The organism is Streptomyces sp. NBC_00620 (assembly GCF_026341825.1).
Lineage (GTDB): Bacteria > Actinomycetota > Actinomycetes > Streptomycetales > Streptomycetaceae > Streptomyces.
In genome coordinates this window covers 82,311-103,532 of the sequence record NZ_JAPENY010000001.1, presented here as the reverse complement: position 1 = coordinate 103,532, position 21,222 = coordinate 82,311, and the positions used below count along the sequence as shown (strand labels likewise).

Below are 21,222 nucleotides of genomic sequence, written 5' to 3'. Positions count from 1 at the left end.
GGTCTGGACCATAGGTCAATAGGTCCAGACCACTGAGGCGGATGCGTGCGGTTACTTGTTACACGCCCAACTCCTGGGCCAGCACCGCCGCTTGGACCCGGCTGCGTAGCTCGAGCTTCCCCAGGAGGCGGCTGACGTGGGTCTTCACCGTCGCCTCCGCCATCTCGAGACGGCTCGCGATCTCCGCGTTGGACATCCCCTCGCCGAGGCAGGAGAGCACCTCGCGTTCGCGCCGGGTGAGGGCTTCGAGGACCTCCGGGCCGGGCCCTGGATCCCGTACGGGCCTTGCGGCGAACTCGGCGATCAGCCGGCGGGTGACCGCGGGCGCGATCAGCCCCTCGCCGCCTGCGACCGTGCGGACGGCTTCCAGGAGTTGGCGCGCCTCGGTGTTCTTCAGCAGGAACCCGGAGGCGCCCGCGCGCAGCGCCCCGAAGACTCGTGGTCGGCGTCGAACGTGACGTCGAGCCCGTTGGTGCGGGCGCTCACCACCAGGGACTCCAGACCGTCGAGGGTGGGCGCCGCGGTGGGCTCCAGGTCGCCGCTCTCGTCGCGCAGGATCCCGATCAGCCGGCGCATCTCGGCGAGCCCCTCCACGCTGTTCTCGCGAATGACGGCGAGGGCGTCCTTCGAGGTCTTCGGGTCGTCGAGCGAGAGGGCGGCCGTGGAGTGGATGGCGATCGCGGACAGGTGGTTGGCGACCATGTCGTGCAACTCCCGTGCCATGCGTGCCCGTTCGGCGGTCACTGCCTGCGTGCGGTCGATCTCCGCGAGCAGGGCGGTCTGTTCGGCCCGCAGGCGTTCCGCGGCTGCCGTGTCGCGGTGGTTGCGGACGATCCAGCCGGTGGCCGCGGGCGTCAGCGCCACCAGGCCCACGCCCACCCCGACCAGCAGCGCCTCCGGCACGCGCCAGACCGCGACGGGTACGACCGTGCCGGCCACGGTGATCAGCCCGGTGATCCAGAGGATGCGCCGGGCGGTGGCCGCTTTGCCGTACAGCACCGCCGCGTACATGAGGTCGGTGAACATCAGGACGGTGGCCAGGCTGCCGCGCGTGAAGAGATCGGCGGTCACCGCGGCCGTGCCGATCAGGAGGGCCGTACGCGGCATGGCCCGGCGCAGCAGCTCGCAGCCCGCCATCACGACGAGCGGCAGGAGCAGCGCGCGGCTGTCGGGCCACAGCACGATCGGCTCGTCCGCCGGCCGGACGCCGAGGCCGACGGCGTACAGAAGGAGCCCGCCGAGCAGGCCGCCGAGCGCGATCCGCACGTCGTCTCGATGGGGGCGGGGGAGTCGTACGGCCATGACTCCATCCAACACGGCGTACGTGCTCGTCGCCTGATGCCCGGGGACGGTCCGCGGCTACATCGAAGGATGCAGTGCGACTTCGTCACCGCCGACGCTGTGTACACAAGAGGCGGTACACTCGCAGCATGGATGAGTCCGTATCCGTGCGCGAAGCCCGCGCCAGTCTCGCGAAGCTCCTGGACCAGGCCCAGGAGGGGGAGCCCACCGTCATCACCCGCGGTGGTACGCCGGTCGCTGCGATCGTGCCCATAGAGGAGTACGAGGCACTGGAGGAAGCCGCCGACGAACTCCTTGCCCGCAAGGCCCTGCGGACCCTGGCCGAGGAGGGCGGCGAGCCGCGCGCGACCATGGCTGACGTGCTCGCCGACATCTTTGGCACCACCGGCCAGGGCGTGGCGTGAAGTACGCCTTCGAGTTCACCGCTGCCGCGCGCCGCCAACTCCGCACCGTCGACCAGACGACCGCCCTGCTCATCCTCCATGCGCTCAGTCGCCTCGGTGACGATCCCTATCGCGATGACGCGGACGTGAAGAAGCTGTCCGGGCACGACGATCTGTACCGCCTGCGCGTCGGCACGTACCGGATCGCCTACACCATCGATGACGGAAAGCTGATCATCCTCGTTGTCGAGGTCGGGCACCGCAGGGACATCTACCGGCGGCTCTAGCGCTCCGTCAGCGCTCCCCGCCCGGGACCCAGAGCACGTCCCCGACGTCCTTGTTCGCCGTCCGGGCAAGGATGAAGAGCAGGTCCGACAGCCGGTTGAGGTAGGTCGCGGTGAGCGGGTTCATCTCCTCGCCGTGTACCTCAAGCGCGGCCCAGGTGGAGCGCTCCGCCCGGCGTACGACGGTGCAGGCCTGGTGGAGCAGGGCCGCCCCCGGGGTTCCTCCCGGGAGGATGAAGGAGCGGAGCTTCTCCAGCCGCTCGTTGAAGCGGTCGCAGTCCGCCTCCAGCTTGTCGACGTAGAACTGCTCGACCCGCAGGGGCGGGAAATTCGGGTCCTCGACCACGGGCGTCGACAGGTCCGCGCCCACGTCGAACAGGTCGTTCTGCACGCGGGTGAGGACCGTGCCGACCTCCTCGTCGAGCCCGCCGAGCGCGATCGCCGTCCCGATCACCGCGTTCGCCTCGTTGGCGTCCGCGTACGCGGAGATCCGCAGGTCGGTCTTGGCGACCCGGCTCATGTCGCCGAGGGCGGTGGTGCCCTGGTCGCCGGTCCTGGTGTAGATGCGCGTCAGATTGACCATGTGCCCAGCGTAGTTACGCTCCGGCCTCCTGGCCGACACGTGTGCCCACCGTCACGGCGGGCACAATCCGGACGAAGTGTCACGCGAAGTACTCGGGCTCCCCGACGACATGAGGGACCTACCGCGTCAGAAGGTACTCAACTGCGCGCCGGGGGACGCTGGGTGAGCCATCCGGTGTGATGTCCGTCTGTTGAGACGTGACGCGCATTACTAAGCAGTCACACAGGCCCTCACGAGCGCTAGGGTCCGCCGGAGAAGCAACTTGAACAGCGTGTTAAGGGGAGTCGGAGTGGCACGGAAGCTCGCCGTCATCGGAGCCGGACTCATGGGGTCCGGAATCGCCCAGGTCTCCGCGCAGGCGGGCTGGGACGTCGTCCTGCGCGATGTCACCGACGAGGCGCTGAAGCGTGGCATCGACGGCATCAGGACCTCGTACGACAAGTTCGTGAGCAAGGGCAAGCTGGAAGCCGCCGACGCGGACGCGGCCCTCGCGCGCATCACGACCACCACCGATCTGGACGCCGCCGCCGACGCCGACATCGTCGTCGAGGCCGTCTTCGAGAAGCTGGAGGTCAAGCACGAGATCTTCCGGACGCTCGACAGCATCGTCCGCGACAGCGCCGTGCTCGCCTCCAACACCTCCGCGATCCCGATCACGAAGATCGCGGCGGCCACCGCCCGCCCGGAGCGGGTCGTCGGCGTCCACTTCTTCTCGCCGGTGCCGATGATGCAGCTCGTCGAGCTGGTCCGCGGCTACAAGACGAGCGACGAAACCCTCGCCACCGCGCGGGAGTTCGCCGAGTCCGTCGGCAAGACCTGCATCGTCGTCAACCGTGACGTGGCCGGCTTCGTGACGACCCGTCTCATCTCGGCCCTCGTCGTCGAGGCGACGAAGCTGTACGAGTCGGGCGTGGCCAGCGCCGAGGATATCGACCTCGCCTGCAAGCTGGGCTTCGGTCACGCCATGGGACCCCTGGCGACCGCCGACCTCACGGGCGTCGACATCCTGCTGCACGCCGCGAGCAACATCTACACCGAGACCCAGGACGAGAAGTTCGCGCCGCCCGAGCTGATGCGCCGGATGGTTGACGCCGGTGACATCGGGCGCAAGAGCGGGCAGGGCTTCTACAAGCACTGAAGATCAAGTACCACCCGTCTGCGTTCACCACTGAAACCGCACGTGCCTCTGGGGCATCACCCCTTGAGGTGAATTCGGTATCGGTTCGCTTACAAGCAGCAACCACACTGCCCCTCGGGCAGTCAGACGGGGCACAGACAGACGCGGAGTACGAGAAGCACTCTCGGGGAGCGCATATGTACATCAGGGGCGACCACGCCGAGCTGGTCGTCGGGGGCCGCCTCGACGTACGCAGCGCGGCGGACGCCCGCACGGTCCTGCACTCGGCCGTCGACGACGGAGCCGGCGACCTGGTGCTCGACCTGTCCGAGCTGGACTCCTGGGACGCCACCGGACTCGGTGTCATCATGGGGGCCCACCGACGCGCCGGGCGGTGCGGCCGACGGCTTGTGCTGCGCGGCGTACCTCCTCAGATGCAGCGCCTCCTGGTGGCCACCAGGCTGCACCGGATCCTCGCGATCGAGGGCGGTATCGGTGTGGAGTCGCTGCCCCGGGTCTGACCGCGCAAGGGTCTGATCGGGGCGGGTGACGGGGCAACGGGGAGGACCGCGCAACGGCGTACGAAACGCCCCCCGCGCACAATCCTCACGAAGCTGTGACGTCTCGGGCGGCGCGGTACCCCGGCTGTTCGTAGATACTGTGCGAAGGTTTAGGGTTCGGCTGCCCGCCGACTGAAACCCTGGAGCGGGCACCGGACCAGAAGCGACAGCGCGGTGTGCAGCAAGGCCGGGAGGGGCTCGGCACACGACGCTTTTGGGGGGCTTGGAACATGGACCCGAACAACCGGGGATCCGAAGAGTACGGCCATGACGACGACGGCCAGGCGCCTCGCTCGCGTCCGCCGCGCGATCCGCTCACGACCGACTTCGGACAGCACGCACCGGCGCTCGCCCGCACGGTCCAGCTCGTCTCGGGCGACTTCCTGCTCACGGTCAACCCCGTCGACGGCAGCGAGATAGAAGCCCTCCCGCCGGGGGAGCGGCCACAGCGGCCCACGAAGCACGGCGCGGCGGAACGCGCCGAGCTGGGCCGCGCCGCCCAGCCGCCCGTCCCACCCGGCCCGGCGCAGCCACGGCTGCCACTCCTGGAGCGCCAGGAGGAGCGCGAGCGGCTCGTACGCCTCCTCGCACGCGGGCGCTCGGTACGGCTCACCGGCCCCTCCGGCTCGGGCCGCACCAGCCTGCTCGACGCCGTCGCCGACGACTGCGCGGACCTCGCACCCGACGGTGTCGTACGCCTCTCCGGGTACCGGCGCACGGCGAGCGACCTGCTGCACGAGCTCTTCGCCGCCGTCTACGAAGCGCCCCTTTACCGGCCGGAACGGGACGAACTGCTCCGGCTCGTCAACGAGATCGGCGCGGTCGTCGTCCTGGACGACGTGGAGTTCGGCGGCGCGGCGCTCGACGAGCTGCTCGACGCCACCCCCGAGTGTGCCTTCGTGATCGCCGCGACGCCCGACGTCCCCGCGCCGACCACCGACTCCCTCCTTGAGGAGGTGTTCCTCGGCGGACTCGACCGCAGTGGCGGCCTCGAACTCCTGGAGCGGGCCGTCGGACGCATCCTGACGGAGGAGGAGTCGAACTGGGCGGGCGACCTCTGGTTCGAGTCCGAAGGCCTCCCGCTGCGCTTCATGCAGGCCGGGGCGCTGCTCCGGCAGCGCGACCAGCTGCGCGCCGACCCGAACGCCTTCGACGAGTTCGGGTACTACGAGGACGCCCCGGTGGACGCGCCCTTCGAGGCCGGCGACGAACACGACGTACCGCTGCCCTCGCTCGCCGAGGGCGCCGCACCCGCCTCGCTGCTCGCCTCCCGGCTCAGTGAATCGGCGCGCGCCACCCTGCGGTTCGCGATCGCGCTGGGTGGCGAGGTGCCGCACCAGGCGCATCTGCCCGCGCTCGTCGGCGACACCCACGCGGACGCCGCCCTCGCCGAACTGGCGGGCTGCGCGCTGGTCTCCCCGGTCGGCTCCCGCTACCGGCTCGCGGCGGGTGTGCAGGCCCAGCTGGAGGCCGCCGGATACGCGGACGGAGCCGACGAGCGGGCGTTCGCCGCGGCCCGGCACTACACCTGGTGGGCCGGGCATCCCTCGGTGACCCCGGAGCGGGTCTGCGCCGAGGCCGACGCCCTGCTCGCCGCGCTCACCGTCCTGGTCCCGCTCACCACGGTCCCGCTCGACGAGCAGGACGAGAGCGCCGCCGTACAGCTGGCCCGTACGGCCGGGCCCGCGTTCGCGGCAGGCATGCACTGGAGCGCCTGGGAGCGTGCGCTGCGTTCCGGCGCCGAGGCCTCCCGGCTCTCCGGCGAGGTGGGCGAACAGGCCTACTTCCACCACGAGTTGGGCATCCTCGCGCTCTGCGGCGGCCAGCTGGACCGGGCCCGCTCCGAGCTCGAGGCCTCCATCGGGCTGCGTGGCGCCCTCGCCGACAAGCGCGGCTCGACCGCGGGGCGGCGCGCCCTCGCACTGGTCTCCGACCGCTCCGGAACCGTCCCGGCGGGCGCCAGCACGGCGGGCGGCGAGGAGGTGTCCGAATCCCGGTACGAGGAGTCGGCGTCGCCTCCGGGCGGCGTACCGGCCGCCTTCCTGGCCGAACAGTCCGGCGAACCCTCGACGTTGGTCACCCACCGCTCCGAGCCCGGCCCCGCGGCGAAGCGCGCCGGGGTCGCGAGCCGTGTGGTGAGCGGTGCCCGGCGCAACCTGGTGGCGGCGGGCGCGGGCGCGCTCCTCGTCGCCGTGCTCGGCACCGTGGTGACGCTCGGTGCGACCTCGGACGGCAGCAACGACCCGCCGTCCGAGAAGGTCGGCGTCAACCCGTCGGCCAGCCAGGGCGCCGACGACGACAGCCTGGGCGCGGACAAGGCGAAGAAGGGCGACGGGGACTCCGGCACGGGAGCGGTGAGTACGCCGACGGATCCGGGTCCTGACGGGACGTACGGGACTTCGGACGATCCGACGCCTACGGATGTGGCTCGGCCTTCGGATGATCCGAGTGGGACGGGCGGTTCTGGTACGCCGTCGAAGTCGCCTTCGAAGAGTCCGTCGAAGTCGCCGACGGCCACGTCGTCGTCCCCGAGGCCGTCGACCAGTTCGACGCCCGCGTCGCCGACGCCTACGGGCAGCACCTCGCCATCGCCGTCGGAATCGCCCACCACGCCGTCGGAGCCGCCCACCTCGGACTCCGCCAGCGGCACCGTTTCCAGCGCCCCGGAGAGCAGCGTCAGCAGCGCTCCGGTCAGCAGCAGCGAAGCCGGGTCGCCCAGCGGTGACGTGATCTGAGACGCAGAGCAAGCGAAAGGGCCGGGTCCGAAGGCGGACCCGGCCCTTTCGCGCGCGTAGTGGTCAGAACAGCCGCAGCTTGTCGTCCTCGATGCCGCGCAGCGCGTTGTAGTCCAGGACCGTGCAGCCGATGCCGCGGTCGGTGGCGAGGACGCGGGCCTGCGGCTTGATCTCCTGGGCGGCGAAGATGCCGCGGACCGGCGCGAGGTGCGGGTCGCGGTTCAACAGCTCGAGATAGCGCGTGAGTTGCTCCACGCCGTCGATCTCGCCGCGCCTCTTGATCTCGATGGCGACGGTCTTGCCCTCGGCGTCCCGGCACAGGATGTCGACGGGCCCGATGGCCGTCATGTACTCGCGGCGGATCAGCGAGTAGCCCTCGCCGAGCGTTTCGATGCGGTCCGCCAGGAGTTCCTGAAGGTGTGCTTCCACGCCGTCCTTGATCAGGCCCGGGTCCACGCCGAGTTCGTGCGAGGAATCGTGGAGGATCTCCTCCATCGTGATGATGAGCTTCTCGCCCGCCTTGTTGATGACGGTCCAGACGCCCTCCTCGTCCCCCGAACCCTCCTTCAGGGTGCAGGGCGGCGACATCCAGTTGAGGGGCTTGTAGGCCCGGTCGTCCGCGTGGATCGAGACGCTGCCGTCCGCCTTCACGAGGATGAGGCGAGGGGCGGACGGGAGATGGGCGGTGAGCCGGCCCGCGTAGTCGACGGAGCAACGGGCAATGACGAGACGCATGGTCCGCAACGCTACTCGACGGGCAGTGGTCCACGCGATTCGCCCTGGAAGACGCCTGTTCGGCAGTGGCTGATTGTGTGCCTAGTGGGAGTTCGCTATGTGCGCATTCTCCTGGTGCCGTCACCGTCCGTTGCTTACCGTATAAACAGGAGGTCGCGGTGCGTGTACTCAGCGTGTTCGATATCGCGAACTCCCTTCCCTGTCCGGCAACCCCCGAGGTCTGGGGGTGCGAGAGGAGAACTCATGTCGCTCGACGTCTCACCGGCCCTACTCGAACAGGCCGAGCGAGGCGAGGTCGACGAAGCTGAATTCGTCGACTGCGTCCGGACCTCCCTGCCCTACGCGTGGGAGATGATCAGTTCGCTGGTGGCCCAGCTGAAGGTGGACGGCGGCAACTTCGCCGACAACCAGACGCCTCCGCCGGACGAGCAGGCGCGTGGCCAGCTGCTGCGTGCGCTCGCGAGTGACGCGATCCGCGGTGCGCTGCAGCGGCACTTCGGAGTGCGACTGGCCTTCCAGAACTGCCACCGGGTGGCGGTGTTCCCGCTGGACACCTCAGTGGACGACACGCTGGCACGCTTCACCTCGGTCCGCAGTCAGCTGCTGAACCAGTCCCCGGAGTTCCGGGACTGCTGAGGCGGTGACGCCGCACTGCTTGCCGCTCCGTACGCGGGAGGTGTTTTGTACTGGGGCGGCAAGCTCCCCGCGGAACCGGCCCGTTGGCCTCCGGGCCCGGGCCGGTCACCGGAGCTGGGGGAGTACCTCGGTGCCAAGGCGTCGTACGTTCTCCTCGGTGGCCGCCAGATCCCCCGAGCCCTCCACGAGCAGGGCGAAGCGAGAGATGCCGGTGCGCTCCGAGGTCGCCGCGAGCCGGTCGGCGCACAGCTGCGGAGTCCCCACCGGGTGCAGCCCGCAGAGCAGTTCGGTGTACGCCATCGGGTCCCGCATCGTGCGGGCGCGGCCGTCGACCGTCACATGGGCGTCAAGTCCCTGCTTCAGCCAGCCCGGCATCGCTTTGAGTAGCGATTCGACGGCGTCGGTGCGGCGGTCCGCGATCTGGCAGACCCCTGCCGACACATGGGCCGCCGCGAAGATCTCGTCCGCGGGGCGCCCCGCCACACGCGCGTACTGCCGCCACAGGGCTACCATTTCGGCCTTCTCTTCGTCCCCCACATGCATCCCGAGGAGCATCGGCAGTCCGCGCTCGGCCGCGAGCCGCACACTCGCCGGTGAGGTGCAGGCGACGACCACCTCGGGGCCCGGCGCACAGCTCAGCGCCTCCGACGGCCTCGGCACCACGGCGACTTCACGGAAGCCGAACCGCTCCCCGGCACCGGCGACGGACGGTTCGCGCAGCCAGCGCATCAGCAGATCGAGCGATTCCGGGAACCCCTTCTCGTACGCCTCGAGACCCGAGCCGAAGACCTCCAGGTCGACCCAGGGGCCGCCGCGCCCGACGCCCAGCGAGAACCGTCCGCCGGACGTCACATGCAGTAGCGCCGCCTGTTCGCCGAGTGCCACGGGGTGCACGGTGGGCAGCACGCTCACCGCGGTGCCGACCCGGATCCGTCGCGTACGGCCGAGCAGCAGGGCCGCGAGGGTGACCGCCGACGGGCAGGTGCCGTACGGAACGAAGTGGTGCTCGGCCAGCCAGACCGAGTCGAGTCCGGCCTCCTCGGCGACCTCGGCCGACCGCACCGCCCGGTGCAGGGCCTCCCCCTGGCCCTGGCCCGGGAACTGGGCGGCCAGTACAAAACTTCCAACGTGCATTGCACTTCCTGCTTCCTTGGCTCCGTCTCGGAGCTCCCCCACCGGCATAACCGCCCGACACGTGCCGAGGACACGGCCTCTCGGAGAGATTTGCGGATTGTCTGCAAAATGAGCCGATGGGAGGGCGGTCTGTGGGGGTTGGTGGAGTACGCCTACCCCCGTGTGTGCCGCGTAGGCTGGAGTTGGCCCCTGCTCCCTGTATAGCTCCGTGAGGTGTCCTGTGTCCCCGCGTCGCAACCGTCCGAAGGACGCCGGCTCGTCCGGCCCGAGCGCGTCCTCGGAGGACGGCGGCCGCTACGGCGGCTTTCAGTCCACGGAGAACTGGCAGGGCGAGGAGTGGAGCGTGCGCCATGTGGCGGGCGCGAGCTCCGAGGGCAAGACCTATCGCTGCCCCGGCTGCGACCAGATGATCCCCTCCGGCATCCCGCACGTGGTGGCCTGGCCGGAGCACTCGGGCGTCGACGACCGCCGCCACTGGCACAAGTCCTGCTGGAACGCGAAGGACCGCCGCACCTCAAGGGTGCAGCGGTCCCGTAACGCGCCCAGGTTCTAGGCGACTTCACACATCCAGGTCACCGATCCCGGTCAGACGTCCCGGCGCTCGAGCAGCACGAAGGCGCCGGCGATCGCCGCCGCCGTCACCACGGCGAGCAGGCCGAGCTGCGCTCCGCCCGTGCCGTTCTCGTTGTCCAGGTGGAAGATCTTGGCGAGGGAGTTGGGAGCGTTGTACTCCAGCATCTTGTCGCCGATCGTCTGCAGGCTCTCGGACATCAGCAGGAACGCGGGCATGATCGCGGGCACAAGCACGAGGCCGAGCATCGCGGTGATCGCGCCCGCCGAGTGACGCAGCATCGAGCCCACCGCGAGGGCGAGCGTGCCGAGCAGCGAGACGTACAGCGCGCCCATCACCACCGTGCCGCCCCAGGAGACCTCCGAGCCGCCGCTGTGCATCCCCGAGGTGAACAGGCCGACCAGGCCGATCGCGAAGGCCGACACGACGAACGCCACCGCGAAGAAGATGATCAGCTTCGCGGTGAGCACCCGGTGCCGCTGCGGCGAGGCGGTGAACGTCGTGCGGATCATGCCCGTGCCGTACTCGGACGAGACCACGAGCACGCCCAGCGTGATCAGGCAGATCTGCCCGAGGATCAGCCCGAAGAAGGCCGGGATCGTGTACGGGACGTCGCCGAAGTCCTCGTCGGTGGTCTGCACGGCGACCAGGAAGCCGATGCCGACGACCAGGACGAGGAAGACACCGAGCGTCCACATCGTGGAGCGCACCGACTTGATCTTCGTCCACTCGGAGGCGAGCGCGTGGCCCAGGTGAGTGGGCGTGACCGGGATCGGCGAGGTGTACGAAGAGCCGGGCGCCGCCTGCCAGTTGGGCGCGGCCTGCTGCGGCATCGGGGGCTGGGGCGTGCTCATCGGGCGTCCTCGGGCTTGTTCAGGTCGGGGGCGGCGGCCGGTGCCGCGGGGGCCTGGGGCGCGGCCTGGGCGTACGGGTTGGCGGCCGGAGCACCGGGGGCGCCCGGAGCGCCGTACGGGCCGGGCTGAGCCGCGCCGGGCGGACCGTACGGTCCCGGCTGGCCCTGCGGCATCGCGAACGGCTGCCCGCCCTGCTGGGGCGGCGGCGGCGCGTACCAGCCCGGCTGGCCCTGACCCGCCACCGGCATCTGCATCTGCGGGGGCATTGCGCCCGGCGGCAGCTGCTGCTGGAGCCCGGCCTTCTGGTCGATGGTCGAGCGGTAGTCGACGGCGCCCTGTGTCATCCGCATGTACGCCTCCTCCAGCGAGGCCTGGTGCGGCGACAGCTCCCACAGGCGTACGTCGGCGGAGTGCGCGAGGTCGCTGATCTGCGGCAGCCGCAGGCCCATCACACGCAGCGCGCCGTCCTGCTCGGGCAGCACCTGGCCGCCCGCCTCGGTCAGTGCGGACGTCAGCTTCTCGCGCTGCTGCGGCTCGGTGTCCGGGGTGCGGACCCGGGCGAAGTCGGCCGAGTTGTGCGAGATGAAGTCCTTGATGTTGCTGTCCGCGAGCAGCTGGCCGCGGCCGATCACGATCAGGTGGTCGGCTGTCAGCGCCATCTCGCTCATCAGGTGCGAGGAGACGAAGACGGTCCGGCCCTCCGCCGCGAGCGACTTCATCAGGTTGCGGACCCAGAGGATGCCCTCGGGGTCGAGGCCGTTGACCGGCTCGTCGAAGAGCAGCACCTGCGGGTCGCCGAGCAGCGCGGCCGCGATGCCGAGCCGCTGGCCCATGCCGAGCGAGAAGCCCTTGGAGCGCTTTCGGGCCACGTCCTGGAGGCCCACCACGCCCAGTACCTCGTCCACGCGGCGGGCCGGGATGCCGGACAGCTGGGCGAGGCAGAGGAGGTGGTTGCGGGCGTGCCGGCCGCCGTGCACGGCCTTGGCGTCGAGGAGCGCGCCGACCTGGCGGGGTGCGTTCGGCAGCTTGCGGTAGGGGAAGCCGCCGATCGTCACCTGCCCGGCGCTGGGGTTGTCGAGGCCGAGGATCATCCGCATCGTCGTCGACTTGCCCGAGCCGTTGGGCCCGAGGAAGCCGGTGACGGCACCTGGCCTCACCTGGAAGGAAAGGTTGTACACGGCTGTCTTGGCGCCATAGCGCTTCGTCAGGCCGACTGCCTCGATCATGCTCCGCACCCATCGAAAGGTTCAGGACGTTCAGGACGTCGGGGCACACGCCCCCGTAAGGGTTAGGAGGATATCGCTGTGCTGACGGTTCCACTCAAAAGAAAGTAAAACAGTGCAGGTCAAGACGCCCCCTTGGCAGGTACGCGTCTTGCCTGGTCAGCGTGGAAACGGAACCGTCGGGGGCCGGAAACCGATTCCTCAGCCGCGATACGGAAGTGAGTCGTCCAGTGGCGGCAGGTCGTCGTACAGCCGCAGCTCGTCCGATTCGTCGGCGTAGGGCAGGAAGTCGGTCTGCGGCAGCACCCAGCCCTCCTTGCCGAAGAGCAGCGTGCCCTGCTCGCGCAGGGAGCGCTCGGCTCCTGCGCGGCGCACCCAGGTGGCCGGGTCGGGTCCGAGCAGCTCGCGCAGTGCGGCGGAGTCGGCGAGCAGCGCGGCGAGCAGCGCGGACTGGTCACCGCCGCCGGGGCGCGGCTCACCGGTCGCCGGGTCGGCGAGCACGCCGTGCGCGCTGAAGTAGATGTACGCGGCGCCGAGCCGCTCGCCGGAGGGCATCGTCATCCCGAAGGCGTCGCCCGGGAGTATCGCCCGCCGGTAGTCCGGGAACTCGGTGTCGTCGACGGCCTTCAGCTGCGTGGAGTCCAGCCAGGTGACGACGAGCGTCGTCTCCGCGTCCGGGTCGACGTACGGCGTTCCGGCCACGTACCCCGCGGGGCTGATGTGCCCGGAGCAGCCGACGCCGATACCGCGCACCCGTACCGGCACCATCGGCACGGTCGCCGGGATGCCGAGCCGGGTGAGCTTGTGGGCGACCTGGCCGGGGGAGGCGTTCGAGCCGACGGCGATGACCGGGTGGCGGCGCCCGGTGCCGACCTGGCCGAGACCGGCGAGGGCCTCGTCGAGGCGCTGTGATTCCTCCCGCTCCTCCACGTACCACTCGCCGAGCCGCAGCGGGCGTACGCCGAGATGGAGCAGCTCGCTCCCGGTCAGCAGGGACGGCTCGGTGGTGGGGCGGCCCGGATAGGTGAGCGGCTGCTTGGCGGGCACGTCGTCCAGGCCCAGCGCTCTGAGGCTTCGGTCCTTCGTCGTCAAGGTGACGCCCTTCGGGGGTGGTCGCGCGGTACGGGCACAGCGTTCCACCCGAGGTCTACCCGGGGCTGACCCAGGACTTGCCCACCGGAGTGGGGTTGGCTGGAACGGACACCGGGAATCATGGCGTCCCATTGTACGAGTGGGTCCGATGTCGGTTACAGGGGACGTGAGTTGAGCTTACTGAGAAGTGGTGAGCGCCGCTGGGGGCAGCCGCGGCGGGACCGGGCGCATCCGCGCTTCCGTACGTCTGTTCGCTGGTGGATCGCCGCACGCACCGTCCACGCCCTGCTCCTGATGACGCTCGGCGCGCTGGCGGTGCTCTCCGTGGTCGTCGCGGCGCTGTGGACGGTGACCGAGCAGTCGGGGCGGTCGATGGGGGAGCGCTTCTCGAACAAGGAGCGGCTCTTCGACCTCAGCCTCACCGTGCTGCGCGCCTGCGTCGGGACCGACAACCTCGAACCGGAGCCGGACAGCACCGCCCACCAGCTGCTCGCCACACTCTCCTCGGTCACCGGCGCCATGGTGCCCGCGGTGCTCCTCGGGATCGTGCTCATCAAGCTGTTCGCGCTGCGGCCGTTCGTCTGGCGGCAGCGGGCCAGCGTCTCGCACGCCTGGACCGCGGACTTTCCCGGCTACTCGCGGGAACACGCCGACAGCGAGGACGCGATCATCGCCGTCCGCTTCTACAACCGCTTCGACAACCTCTCGGTCGTGGATCTGCGGGCCCGGGTCCATCTGCGCTATCTGGAGCGGTCGCCGCACGACGGCAGCCTGGTCATCTACAAGCAGTGGCTGAAGGTGCTGGACGCGAACGGGGAGCTCGCCGAGGAACGGTCCTGGCTCGCGGTCGAGCGGGGGGCGCCCTTCACCGTGTGGATACCGGTGCAGGCGCCGGTCGCCGAGCTGCCGTTCCAGCTCATCCAGGGCAAGGACCTGTCCGGGTCGTACGGCGTGAAGCTGCTCGTGCGGCTGACTGCGCGGACCGTGGGCCTGGGCACCGAGGTCGCCGACGAGCGCTGGTTCGACCTGGAGGGCGGCGACTTCGAACTCGGCCGCTTCGTGCCGCTCCAGCCGGACCTGGACAAGGACGTGTGGCGCTGGGAGGGGTGGGCGGACTTCGACGGGGTGCTGGAGTCCCGGCCGGACGGCGGGGAACCCGCGATTCCCTCCCGCCCGGACTCCGAGGACCTTACGCGTCCCGCTTCTTGAGCAGCACATACCCCCCGACGACCGCCACCGCCACCCAAGCCACCATGATCGCGAGTCCGCCCCAGGGACCGTACGGAGTGTCGTCGTCGATCGGGGTCACCACCTGCATGATCTTGCTGCCGGCCTGGTCGGGGAGGTAGCGGCCGACCTTCTTGGTCGCGGAGACGGCGCCCAGGATGTTGGAGATCAGGAAGAAGAAGGGCATCAGGATGCCGAGGGAGAGCATCGGGCTGCGCAGCATCGTCGCGACGCCCATCGAGAAGACGGCGATCAGGGTCATGTAGAGGCCGCCGCCGATGACCGCGCGCAGCACGCCGGGGTCGCCGATCGACGCCTTGTGCGAGCCGAGCATCGCCTGCCCCAGGAAGAAGGCGACGAAGCTGGTGATGATCCCGACGACGAAGGCTAGGACCGTCGCCACCGCGATCTTGCTGAAGAGGAAGGTGCCGCGCTGCGGGACCGCGGAGAGCGAGGTGCGGATCATGCCGGTGCTGTACTCGTTCGAGACGACGAGCACCCCGAACACGATCATCGCGAGCTGACCGAGGCTCATGCCCGCGAAGCTGATGAACGTCGGGTCGAAGGAGAGCTGGTCCTTCGCGCTCATGTTGTCGAACTCGTTCTTGGACAGGAGCGAGATCAGGATGCCGAGGGCGACCGTGACGACCGCGGCGAGACTCAGCGTCCAGATGGTGGACGCGACGGAGCGGATCTTGGTCCACTCGGACTTGATGACCTGCGTCGCCGCCATGCTCAGTCCCTCTTCCAGTCGCCGCCCCATTGCCCCTGCGGTGGTGGCGGGGTCCCCGGAGGGGGTGCCTCCATGAGGGCGGCGTCCGTGTGCGCGTGGTACTCCACCGACTCCGCCGTCAGCTGCATGAACGCCTCCTCCAGGGAGGCCTGTTGGGGACTGAGCTCGTGCAGCACGACCTGGTGCCGCGCGGCGAGTTCCCCGAGGTGCTCCGGCTGGGAGCCGTCCACCTCCAGCGTGCCGCCGCCCGTCTCGACGACGGTGATCCCGGCGCCGTGCAGCACGTCGAGGAAACGCTCGCGCTGAGGGGTGCGGATACGGACGTACGACCGCGAGTTCTGCTGGATGAAGTCGGCCATGGAGGTGTCGGCGAGCAGCCTGCCCTGGCCGATGACGACGAGGTGGTCGGCGGTCAGCGCCATCTCGCTCATCAGGTGCGAGGAGACGAAGACCGTACGGCCCTGCGTCGCGAGCGACTTCATGAGGTTGCGGATCCAGTGGATGCCCTCGGGGTCGAGCCCGTTGACCGGCTCGTCGAACATCAGGATCCGCGGGTCGCCGAGCAGCGCGCCCGCGATGCCGAGCCGCTGGCCCATGCCGAGCGAGAACCCCTTGGCCTTCTTACGGGCGACGGCGGTCAGACCGACCGTGTCGAGGACCTCGTGCACCCGCGCCTTGGAGATGCCGTTGCTCTGCGCGAGGCAGAGGAGGTGGTTGAAGGCGCTGCGCCCGCCGTGCATGGCCTTGGCGTCGAGGAGGGCACCGATGTACTTCAGCGGGTCCTTGAGGTGGTTGTAGTGCTGCCCGTCGATCCGCACGTCGCCCGCGGTGGGCCGGTCGAGCCCGAGCAGCATCCGCATCGTCGTGGACTTGCCGGCGCCGTTCGGCCCCAGGAACCCCGTCACGATGCCGGGTCTGACGGCGAAGGTCAGATTGTTGACCGCCACCTTCTCGCCGTACCGCTTGGTCAGCCCCTCGAGCTCGATCATGCGGCCACGCTAAAACGGGACGAAGCCCCCTGCCACCGGAGTGGCAGGGGGCTTCGTGCGCCAACGATCAGGCGTTACCGGGACTGCTGAGCCGGTACCCCACGCGAGATCGGCTCGTCCTCGGCCGGCGTGGTGGCGGCGGCCACCGCGGCGCCCGTGAGCGTCGCGAGCATCTCGCGGACGTTCGTGAGCTGGGCGTTGATCGAGTCGCGACGGTTCGTCAGAGCCGCCAGCTCGCGCTCGGATTCCGAGCGGATACGGTCGGCCTTGGCGTTCGCGTCGGCCACGATGTCCTCGGCCTGGCGCTGAGCCGTCTCCACCGTCTGGCGGGCGCGGCGCTCGGCGTCCGTGCGCAGCTTCTCGGCCTCCAGGCGGAGCTGCTCCGCGCGGTGCTCGATCTCCGCGAGACGCTTCTCGGCCTTGGCCTGACGGGAAGCCAGGTCACGCTCGGACTGCTCACGCCGCTTGGCGAGGTTCGTCTCGAAGTCCGCGGCGGCCTGCGCGGCCTTGGCGCGGGTCTCCTCGAAGAGGGCGTCGGCCTCCTCGCGCTTCTGCTGCGCGTCCTTCTGCGCCTCGCCGCGCAGCTGGGAAGAGTCGGCCTTGGCCTTCTCGACGATCCGGACGCCCTCGTCCTCCGCCTTGGCCTTGCGGTCCGCAGCGAACGATTCTGCGTCGTTGCGGACCTGCTGGGCCGCCGACTCGGCGAGCTCGCGGTGCTGCTCCGAAGCGCGACGGGCCTCCTCGCGCAGGTCCTTCGCCTCCTCCTCGGCGAGGCGGAGGATCTTCTCGACGCGTGCGCCGAGGCCGGCGTACGACGGCTCAGCGTCGCTTACCTGGGCCTGGGCGCTCTGCGTCTCGAGGTGGAGTTCCTCAATGCGCTTTTCCAGAGCAGTGATACGGGCCAGAGCGCTGTCACGGTCGGAGACGAGCTTCGAAATGCGTTCGTCCACCTGAGCGCGGTCGTACCCACGCCGCACAAGCTCGAAGCCGTAGGGGGAAGTGTCGCTCATGGGGTTCCTGTCGAATGAGACCGGTGAGGTGATAGGGGGAATCCTAGGGGTCAAAGCGGTGTGTCATCGAGCGGATACGTGTTTGATCTGGAGAATGACACTCCTTTTGGGTGGCTACCTGTCGGAGCGCTTGCCAGAGCCTGTGTCAAAGGTCCCTACAAAGCATGGAATCGGTGCTTCTGACTAGCCCTCTGACGCCTTGCCACCCGAACGAGTCGCACCCGCGGCAGCGCCGGCCTTGACTCCACCGTCCTTGTTCCCGGACGGGGCCTCAAAGGATTCCAACGCTTCCAGCACGTCCTGGACACGGGAGATCTCGGCATTGATGTCCTCACGGCGTCGGACCAGGACTTCGAGCTCGCGCTTGCCCTCTTCAACCGTGCGCCGCGCTTCCTGCTCGGCATCGGCCTTGATCTTTTGAGCCTCGGCAACGAGCGAGTTCTTCTTCTGCTCGGCCTCCTTGAGGAGCCCCTCCGCCTTTCGGACGGCGGCGATCCGCACCTTGCTCGCCTCGGAATTGGCCTCCGAGACCAGGTCCTTGGCCTTCGCCTCGGCCTTCACCAGCGACTCCTCGGCCGCCTTGATGAGCGCGTCGCACCGGTCGCCGGCCGCCCTCATCGTCTCGGCGGACTCGCGGCGGGCCCGCGTGTGCAGCTCTTCGATCTCGTTGGTGATCCGGTCGCGCAGCTCCTCCGCGCGCTCCCTTATCGCCGTCGCGTCCCGGCGCGCGCCGACCAGCAGCTCGTCGGCGTCCGTACGGGACCGCTCCACCAGCGAGTTGCCCTCGACCGTCGCCTCGGACACCAGGCGCTCCGCCTCGTTGCGGGCCGCACCCACCATGGTGTCGGCCTGCTCCTCGGCGTCCGCCGTGGTCTTCTGCGCGCTCTGCTGGGACTCCGAGAGCAGCTTGTCGGCCTCGGCGGTCGTCTCCGAGATGAGCGTGTCGACCTGCTCGGCGGCCTCGGAGCGCCGTTTGTTGGCCGCCCGGCGCGCCTCGTCCGTCGTCCGCTCCGCCTCTTCGCGCGCGGCCGACGTGAGCCGCTCCGCCTCCGCGGCCGCCTGGGCCTTGACCCGCTCCGCCTCGGAGCGGATCCGCTCGGCGTGCTGCTGCGCGGATCCGACCGTCGAGGCGGCCTCGGCACGCAGCCGCTCCGCGTCCCCGGTCGCGTCCGAGATCAGCTGCTCGGCCTTGGCCACGGATTCCGTCCGGACCCGATCGGCCTCGGAGTTCGTCTCCGCCGTGAGCCGCTCCGCCTCGGACCGCGACTCGGTGATGAGCGTGTCCGCCTGCGTGGCCGCGTCCGAACGGATCCGGTTCGCGTCCTCCCGGGCCTCGGCACGCGTACGTGAAGCGTCCTGCTCGGCGTTGGCGATGGCGTCGGACGCCTCGGTGCGGACCCGCTGGGCGTGCTCGGCGGCGTCCGAACGCAGCCGCTCGGACTCCGCGATCGCCTCCGAAACCGTGCGCTCCGCAAGGGACTTGGCGGCCTCCGACTCCTCGGACGCCTCCCGCCGGATCCGGCCCGCGTCCTCGCCGGCCCGCTCCCGCTCCTGGTACGCGTCGGCGCGCACCCGGTCGGCCTCGGCCTGCGCCTCGTTCCGCATCCGGTCCACCACATGCTCGGCGGCGGACCTGAGACCGGTGATCTCCTCCTGCGACTGCTCGTACAGCCCGGCCACCGAGTCACGCACCTGCTGTGCGGTCTGCTCGGCGTTCGAGACCATCTCGGTCGCGCGCCGGTCGGCCTCCTCGACCAGCCGTACGGCCTCGGCCTGGGCCTCATCCACCCGGTTGCGCGCGGAAGCCAGCAGCTCCTCGCTCTGCTCCCGGGCCCGCTCACGCTCCTGGTCGGCCTCCTGGCGCGCCGAACCGAGCAGCTCCTCGGCCTCACGGCGGCGCCGCAGGGCCTCCTCCTGAGCGGCGGCCAGCGCCTCGGCACCCTCGGTCGCAAGACGCTCGGCCGCGGCCTGCGCCTCCGCCCGTACCCGGTCCGCGCTGTCCTGCGCCTCCGACTTCAGCCGCTCGGCCTCCGCCGCGGCATCCGAACGCAGCCGTACGGCGATGTTCTCGCCCTCGGCCCGCGAAGTCGACGCGTCCGCCGCGGCCTCGTTGCGCAGCCGCTCGGCCTCCGCCTCGGCCTGCGCCCGGAGCGTACGGATCCGCTCCGCGGACTCCGAACGCAGCCGGTCCGTCTCCTCGGCGGCCTCGCGGCGGATCCGCTCGGCCTCCGCACGCGCGTCGCCCAGCGCCTGCTCGGCCGAGGCGACCCGCTGCTCGGCCTCGGTGTGCAGCCGGGTCAGCTCCTCGGCGCCCTCCGCCCGACGGGCCGCTATGGCCCGCTCGGTCTCCTCACGCATCGCCTCCGCGGCCCGCTCGGCCTCCGCCTTGACGGCCTCGGACCGCTCCTCGGCCTCGGCACGGTGCCGCTCGGCCTCCGTGCGGGTCCGCTCCAGGGTCTCCTCGGCCTGCCGGCGCAGCGTCGTGGCGCGCTCGATGGCCTCGGTGCGCACCCGCTGGCTGTCGGTCGTGGCGACCGACCGCTGCTCGTCGGCGTCCGCCTTGGCCTTGGCGAGCAGCTCCTCGGCGGTCTTGGCCGCCTCCTCGATCTGCTGGACGGCCTCGCGCCGGGCCTCGCTGCGGATCCGCTCGCCCTCGGCGTTCGCGTCGCCGCGCAGCTGCTCGGCCTCGCCGCGCAGCCGGCGCGCCTCCTCCTGCAGCTCGACCGTCTTGGCGCGGTACTCCTTGGTGTCGTCCTTCGCCGTGCCCTTGAGCTGCTCGGCGATGTCGTGCGCCTCGGCACGCAGCCGGTCCGCCTCGGACTCGGCCTCCGCGCGGATCCGCTCGGCCTCCTCGACCGCCGCCTTGGTGGTCGACTTGGCTTCCTCGGACGCCTTGTTGAGTACGTCCTCAGCCGTACGCGCGGCCTTGGCGAGCTGGGACGCGGTCTCCTCGGCGGTGAGGCTCCGCGCGCTCTCCTCGGCCTCCGCGACGATCTTCTCGGCCTTGGCCTTGGCTTCCGCGACGACCTGTTCGGCGTCGGTCTTGGTGGTCTCGGCGGCCTCGTTGGCCTCGTTGACCAGCCGGGCGACCTGCTCCTTCGCCGTACGCGTGCGCTGCTCGTTCGTCGACTCGGCGGTGGCCAGGGCCTTGGCCGCGGCCTCCTTCGCCTCGGTGACGGTCTTCTCCGCCTCGGCCCGCGCCTCGCGCAGCGCCGCCTCGGCCTCGGCCGCGCGCTGCTCGGCGGTCCGGCTCAGCTCGGTGGCCTGCCGGCGGGCGGAGTCCGACTCGGTCGCCGTGGAGCTGCGCAGCTGCTCGGCGTGGTCGGTGGCCTCCTGGGCCTGGTTGGAAGCCGCGTTCAGCAGCCGCTCGGCGTCCGTGCGGGCCCGGCGCAGCAGCGCCTCGGCCTCCGAGCGCGCCGACTCGGCGTCGGCGTTCAGCCGCTGGCGGGCCTCGGCGGCGACCCGCTCGGCCTCCGCACGGGCGGCGGCAAGGGACTGGTCGGCCTCGGTGCGCGACTCCTCCAGGAGCCGCCGGGCCTGCTGCTCGGTGCGGGCGCGCAACTGCTCCGCCCACGCCACGTTCTCGTTGACATGCGACTCGACGGTCTGCCGGCGCTCGCCCAGCTCCTGGTCGAGCTGCTGGCGGCGGGTGACCGCCTCCTGGTGCAGCTCTGCCTGGAGGCGGGCGGCCTGCTCGGCGTGCTCCTGGAGGATGCGCTGCGTCTGCGCGCGGGCCTGGCTCATCTCGCGCTCGGCGTCGGCGCGCAACTGGTCGGCCTGGATCTGCGCATTACGAAGGAGCTGCTCGGCCTGGTAGCCCAGGTCCCCGCCCTCGTAGGCAGGCCGGGTCGCCAGACTGCGGCGCGCCTCGTGCAGCTTGGCGCGCAGCACCTCGACTTGATAGCCGAGGTCCTCGGCGTGCTGGACGGCCTTCTCCCGCTCGGTCTTCAGCCGCTCCATCTCGGCCTCGAACCGAGAGAGGTGGTCGACGTCAGCCGCCGGCTCTCGCTCCTGGCGTTCGTAGCCCCGCACTGCGCGGTCCCATCCGTCCCCT

General features: G+C 70.5%; 18 protein-coding genes and 2 pseudogenes. 8 read left to right on the top strand and 12 right to left on the bottom strand.

The genetic code is table 11. The annotated features are described in order from the left end of the window. Window positions 1–58: 58 nt before the first annotated feature. Both OG246_RS00450 and OG246_RS00445 read right to left on the bottom strand, forming a co-directional pair. Window positions 59–456, bottom strand: a pseudogene (locus tag OG246_RS00450) (LuxR C-terminal-related transcriptional regulator); the annotation flags it as partial. A 147-nt stretch (window positions 457–603) separates the two neighbouring features. Further along, a pseudogene (locus OG246_RS00445) lies at window positions 604–702 on the bottom strand (hypothetical protein); the annotation flags it as partial. Window positions 703–1,430: 728 nt separating this feature from the next. Between OG246_RS00445 and OG246_RS00440 the strand changes: the two are divergent. Beyond that, window positions 1,431–1,706, top strand: a complete 276-nt coding sequence (locus OG246_RS00440) for a type II toxin-antitoxin system Phd/YefM family antitoxin (RefSeq protein ID WP_266454199.1) — start codon at window positions 1,431–1,433, stop codon at window positions 1,704–1,706. Continuing rightward, window positions 1,703–1,972, top strand: coding sequence for a type II toxin-antitoxin system RelE/ParE family toxin (locus tag OG246_RS00435; protein ID WP_266454197.1), 270 nt, complete (start codon window positions 1,703–1,705; stop codon window positions 1,970–1,972). Before OG246_RS00440 ends, OG246_RS00435 begins: the two co-directional genes overlap by 4 nt. A gap of 7 nt (window positions 1,973–1,979) precedes the next feature. On the opposite strand, the gene OG246_RS00430 is transcribed toward OG246_RS00435, so the two are convergent. Then, the gene (locus OG246_RS00430) at window positions 1,980–2,552 is read right to left on the bottom strand and encodes a cob(I)yrinic acid a,c-diamide adenosyltransferase (RefSeq protein ID WP_266454196.1); all 573 of its coding nucleotides are present in this window, start codon (window positions 2,550–2,552) and stop codon (window positions 1,980–1,982) included. A gap of 289 nt (window positions 2,553–2,841) precedes the next feature. On the opposite strand from OG246_RS00430, the gene OG246_RS00425 reads away from it, so the two are divergent. From OG246_RS00425 to OG246_RS00415, 3 genes are all read left to right on the top strand, one after another. Further along, window positions 2,842–3,690: a 3-hydroxyacyl-CoA dehydrogenase family protein gene (locus tag OG246_RS00425; RefSeq protein WP_266454195.1), complete on the top strand. Its 849-nt coding sequence runs from the start codon at window positions 2,842–2,844 to the stop codon at window positions 3,688–3,690. 176 nt (window positions 3,691–3,866) lie between these two features. After that, the gene (locus tag OG246_RS00420; protein ID WP_261707178.1) at window positions 3,867–4,190 is read left to right on the top strand and encodes an STAS domain-containing protein; all 324 of its coding nucleotides are present in this window, start codon (window positions 3,867–3,869) and stop codon (window positions 4,188–4,190) included. A 269-nt stretch (window positions 4,191–4,459) separates the two neighbouring features. Next, a complete protein-coding gene (locus tag OG246_RS00415; RefSeq protein ID WP_266454193.1) occupies window positions 4,460–6,964 on the top strand; it encodes an ATP-binding protein in 2,505 nt (834 codons plus the stop codon). 63 nt (window positions 6,965–7,027) lie between these two features. On the opposite strand, the gene nucS is transcribed toward OG246_RS00415, so the two are convergent. Continuing rightward, window positions 7,028–7,699 (bottom strand): endonuclease NucS, encoded by a 672-nt coding sequence (gene nucS, locus OG246_RS00410; RefSeq protein ID WP_266454192.1) that lies wholly within the window; start codon window positions 7,697–7,699, stop codon window positions 7,028–7,030. A gap of 243 nt (window positions 7,700–7,942) precedes the next feature. Here nucS and OG246_RS00405 point away from each other — a divergent pair, with 243 nt between their 5' ends. Further along, entirely contained in the window at window positions 7,943–8,335 is a 393-nt protein-coding gene (locus OG246_RS00405; RefSeq protein ID WP_266454190.1) for an SCO5389 family protein, read from the top strand. Between the two features lie 105 nt (window positions 8,336–8,440). On the opposite strand, the gene OG246_RS00400 is transcribed toward OG246_RS00405, so the two are convergent. Further along, window positions 8,441–9,469 carry an LLM class flavin-dependent oxidoreductase gene (locus OG246_RS00400; RefSeq protein ID WP_266454188.1) on the bottom strand — a complete coding sequence of 343 codons (1,029 nt, stop codon included), beginning with the start codon at window positions 9,467–9,469 and terminating at the stop codon, window positions 8,441–8,443. A gap of 220 nt (window positions 9,470–9,689) precedes the next feature. Between OG246_RS00400 and OG246_RS00395 the strand changes: the two genes are divergently transcribed. Continuing rightward, window positions 9,690–10,022, top strand: a complete 333-nt coding sequence (locus tag OG246_RS00395; protein WP_266454186.1) for an ATP/GTP-binding protein — start codon at window positions 9,690–9,692, stop codon at window positions 10,020–10,022. A gap of 32 nt (window positions 10,023–10,054) precedes the next feature. On the opposite strand, the gene OG246_RS00390 is transcribed toward OG246_RS00395, so the two are convergent. The 3 genes from OG246_RS00390 to OG246_RS00380 form a co-directional block, all read right to left on the bottom strand. Further along, window positions 10,055–10,894 carry an ABC transporter permease gene (locus OG246_RS00390; RefSeq protein ID WP_266454184.1) on the bottom strand — a complete coding sequence of 280 codons (840 nt, stop codon included), beginning with the start codon at window positions 10,892–10,894 and terminating at the stop codon, window positions 10,055–10,057. Then, window positions 10,891–12,120 (bottom strand): ATP-binding cassette domain-containing protein, encoded by a 1,230-nt coding sequence (locus OG246_RS00385; RefSeq protein ID WP_266454182.1) that lies wholly within the window; start codon window positions 12,118–12,120, stop codon window positions 10,891–10,893. Before OG246_RS00385 ends, OG246_RS00390 begins: the two co-directional genes overlap by 4 nt. A 198-nt stretch (window positions 12,121–12,318) precedes the next feature. After that, on the bottom strand, window positions 12,319–13,209 hold the full coding sequence (locus tag OG246_RS00380) for a hypothetical protein (protein ID WP_266454180.1): 891 nt from the start codon (window positions 13,207–13,209) through the stop codon (window positions 12,319–12,321). A gap of 171 nt (window positions 13,210–13,380) precedes the next feature. On the opposite strand from OG246_RS00380, the gene OG246_RS00375 reads away from it, so the two are divergent. Continuing rightward, window positions 13,381–14,418, top strand: coding sequence for a hypothetical protein (locus OG246_RS00375; protein WP_266454178.1), 1,038 nt, complete (start codon window positions 13,381–13,383; stop codon window positions 14,416–14,418). On the opposite strand, the gene OG246_RS00370 is transcribed toward OG246_RS00375, so the two are convergent. From OG246_RS00370 to scy, 4 genes are all read right to left on the bottom strand, one after another. Then, on the bottom strand, window positions 14,399–15,169 hold the full coding sequence (locus tag OG246_RS00370; protein ID WP_266454176.1) for an ABC transporter permease: 771 nt from the start codon (window positions 15,167–15,169) through the stop codon (window positions 14,399–14,401). The two genes, OG246_RS00375 and OG246_RS00370, sit on opposite strands and share 20 nt — an antisense overlap. 2 nt (window positions 15,170–15,171) lie before the next feature. After that, the gene (locus OG246_RS00365) at window positions 15,172–16,158 is read right to left on the bottom strand and encodes an ABC transporter ATP-binding protein (protein ID WP_266454174.1); all 987 of its coding nucleotides are present in this window, start codon (window positions 16,156–16,158) and stop codon (window positions 15,172–15,174) included. Between the two features lie 74 nt (window positions 16,159–16,232). Next, entirely contained in the window at window positions 16,233–17,168 is a 936-nt protein-coding gene (locus OG246_RS00360) for a cellulose-binding protein (RefSeq protein WP_266454173.1), read from the bottom strand. A gap of 183 nt (window positions 17,169–17,351) precedes the next feature. Then, window positions 17,352–21,200 (bottom strand): polarized growth protein Scy, encoded by a 3,849-nt coding sequence (scy, locus tag OG246_RS00355; RefSeq protein WP_266454171.1) that lies wholly within the window; start codon window positions 21,198–21,200, stop codon window positions 17,352–17,354. Window positions 21,201–21,222: the final 22 nt, after the last annotated feature.

Coding starts and splice junctions, on each gene's coding strand:
- OG246_RS00390 (WP_266454184.1), bottom strand. CDS start 10,894: ATGAGCACGCCCCAGCCCCCGATGCCGCAGCAGGCCGCGCCCAACTGG.
- OG246_RS00400 (WP_266454188.1), bottom strand. CDS start 9,469: ATGCACGTTGGAAGTTTTGTACTGGCCGCCCAGTTCCCGGGCCAGGGC.
- nucS (WP_266454192.1), bottom strand. CDS start 7,699: ATGCGTCTCGTCATTGCCCGTTGCTCCGTCGACTACGCGGGCCGGCTC.
- OG246_RS00370 (WP_266454176.1), bottom strand. CDS start 15,169: ATGGCGGCGACGCAGGTCATCAAGTCCGAGTGGACCAAGATCCGCTCC.
- OG246_RS00405 (WP_266454190.1), top strand. CDS start 7,943: ATGTCGCTCGACGTCTCACCGGCCCTACTCGAACAGGCCGAGCGAGGC.
- OG246_RS00430 (WP_266454196.1), bottom strand. CDS start 2,552: ATGGTCAATCTGACGCGCATCTACACCAGGACCGGCGACCAGGGCACC.
- OG246_RS00415 (WP_266454193.1), top strand. CDS start 4,460: ATGGACCCGAACAACCGGGGATCCGAAGAGTACGGCCATGACGACGAC.
- OG246_RS00365 (WP_266454174.1), bottom strand. CDS start 16,158: ATGATCGAGCTCGAGGGGCTGACCAAGCGGTACGGCGAGAAGGTGGCG.
- OG246_RS00420 (WP_261707178.1), top strand. CDS start 3,867: ATGTACATCAGGGGCGACCACGCCGAGCTGGTCGTCGGGGGCCGCCTC.
- OG246_RS00360 (WP_266454173.1), bottom strand. CDS start 17,168: ATGAGCGACACTTCCCCCTACGGCTTCGAGCTTGTGCGGCGTGGGTAC.
- OG246_RS00440 (WP_266454199.1), top strand. CDS start 1,431: ATGGATGAGTCCGTATCCGTGCGCGAAGCCCGCGCCAGTCTCGCGAAG.
- OG246_RS00385 (WP_266454182.1), bottom strand. CDS start 12,120: ATGATCGAGGCAGTCGGCCTGACGAAGCGCTATGGCGCCAAGACAGCC.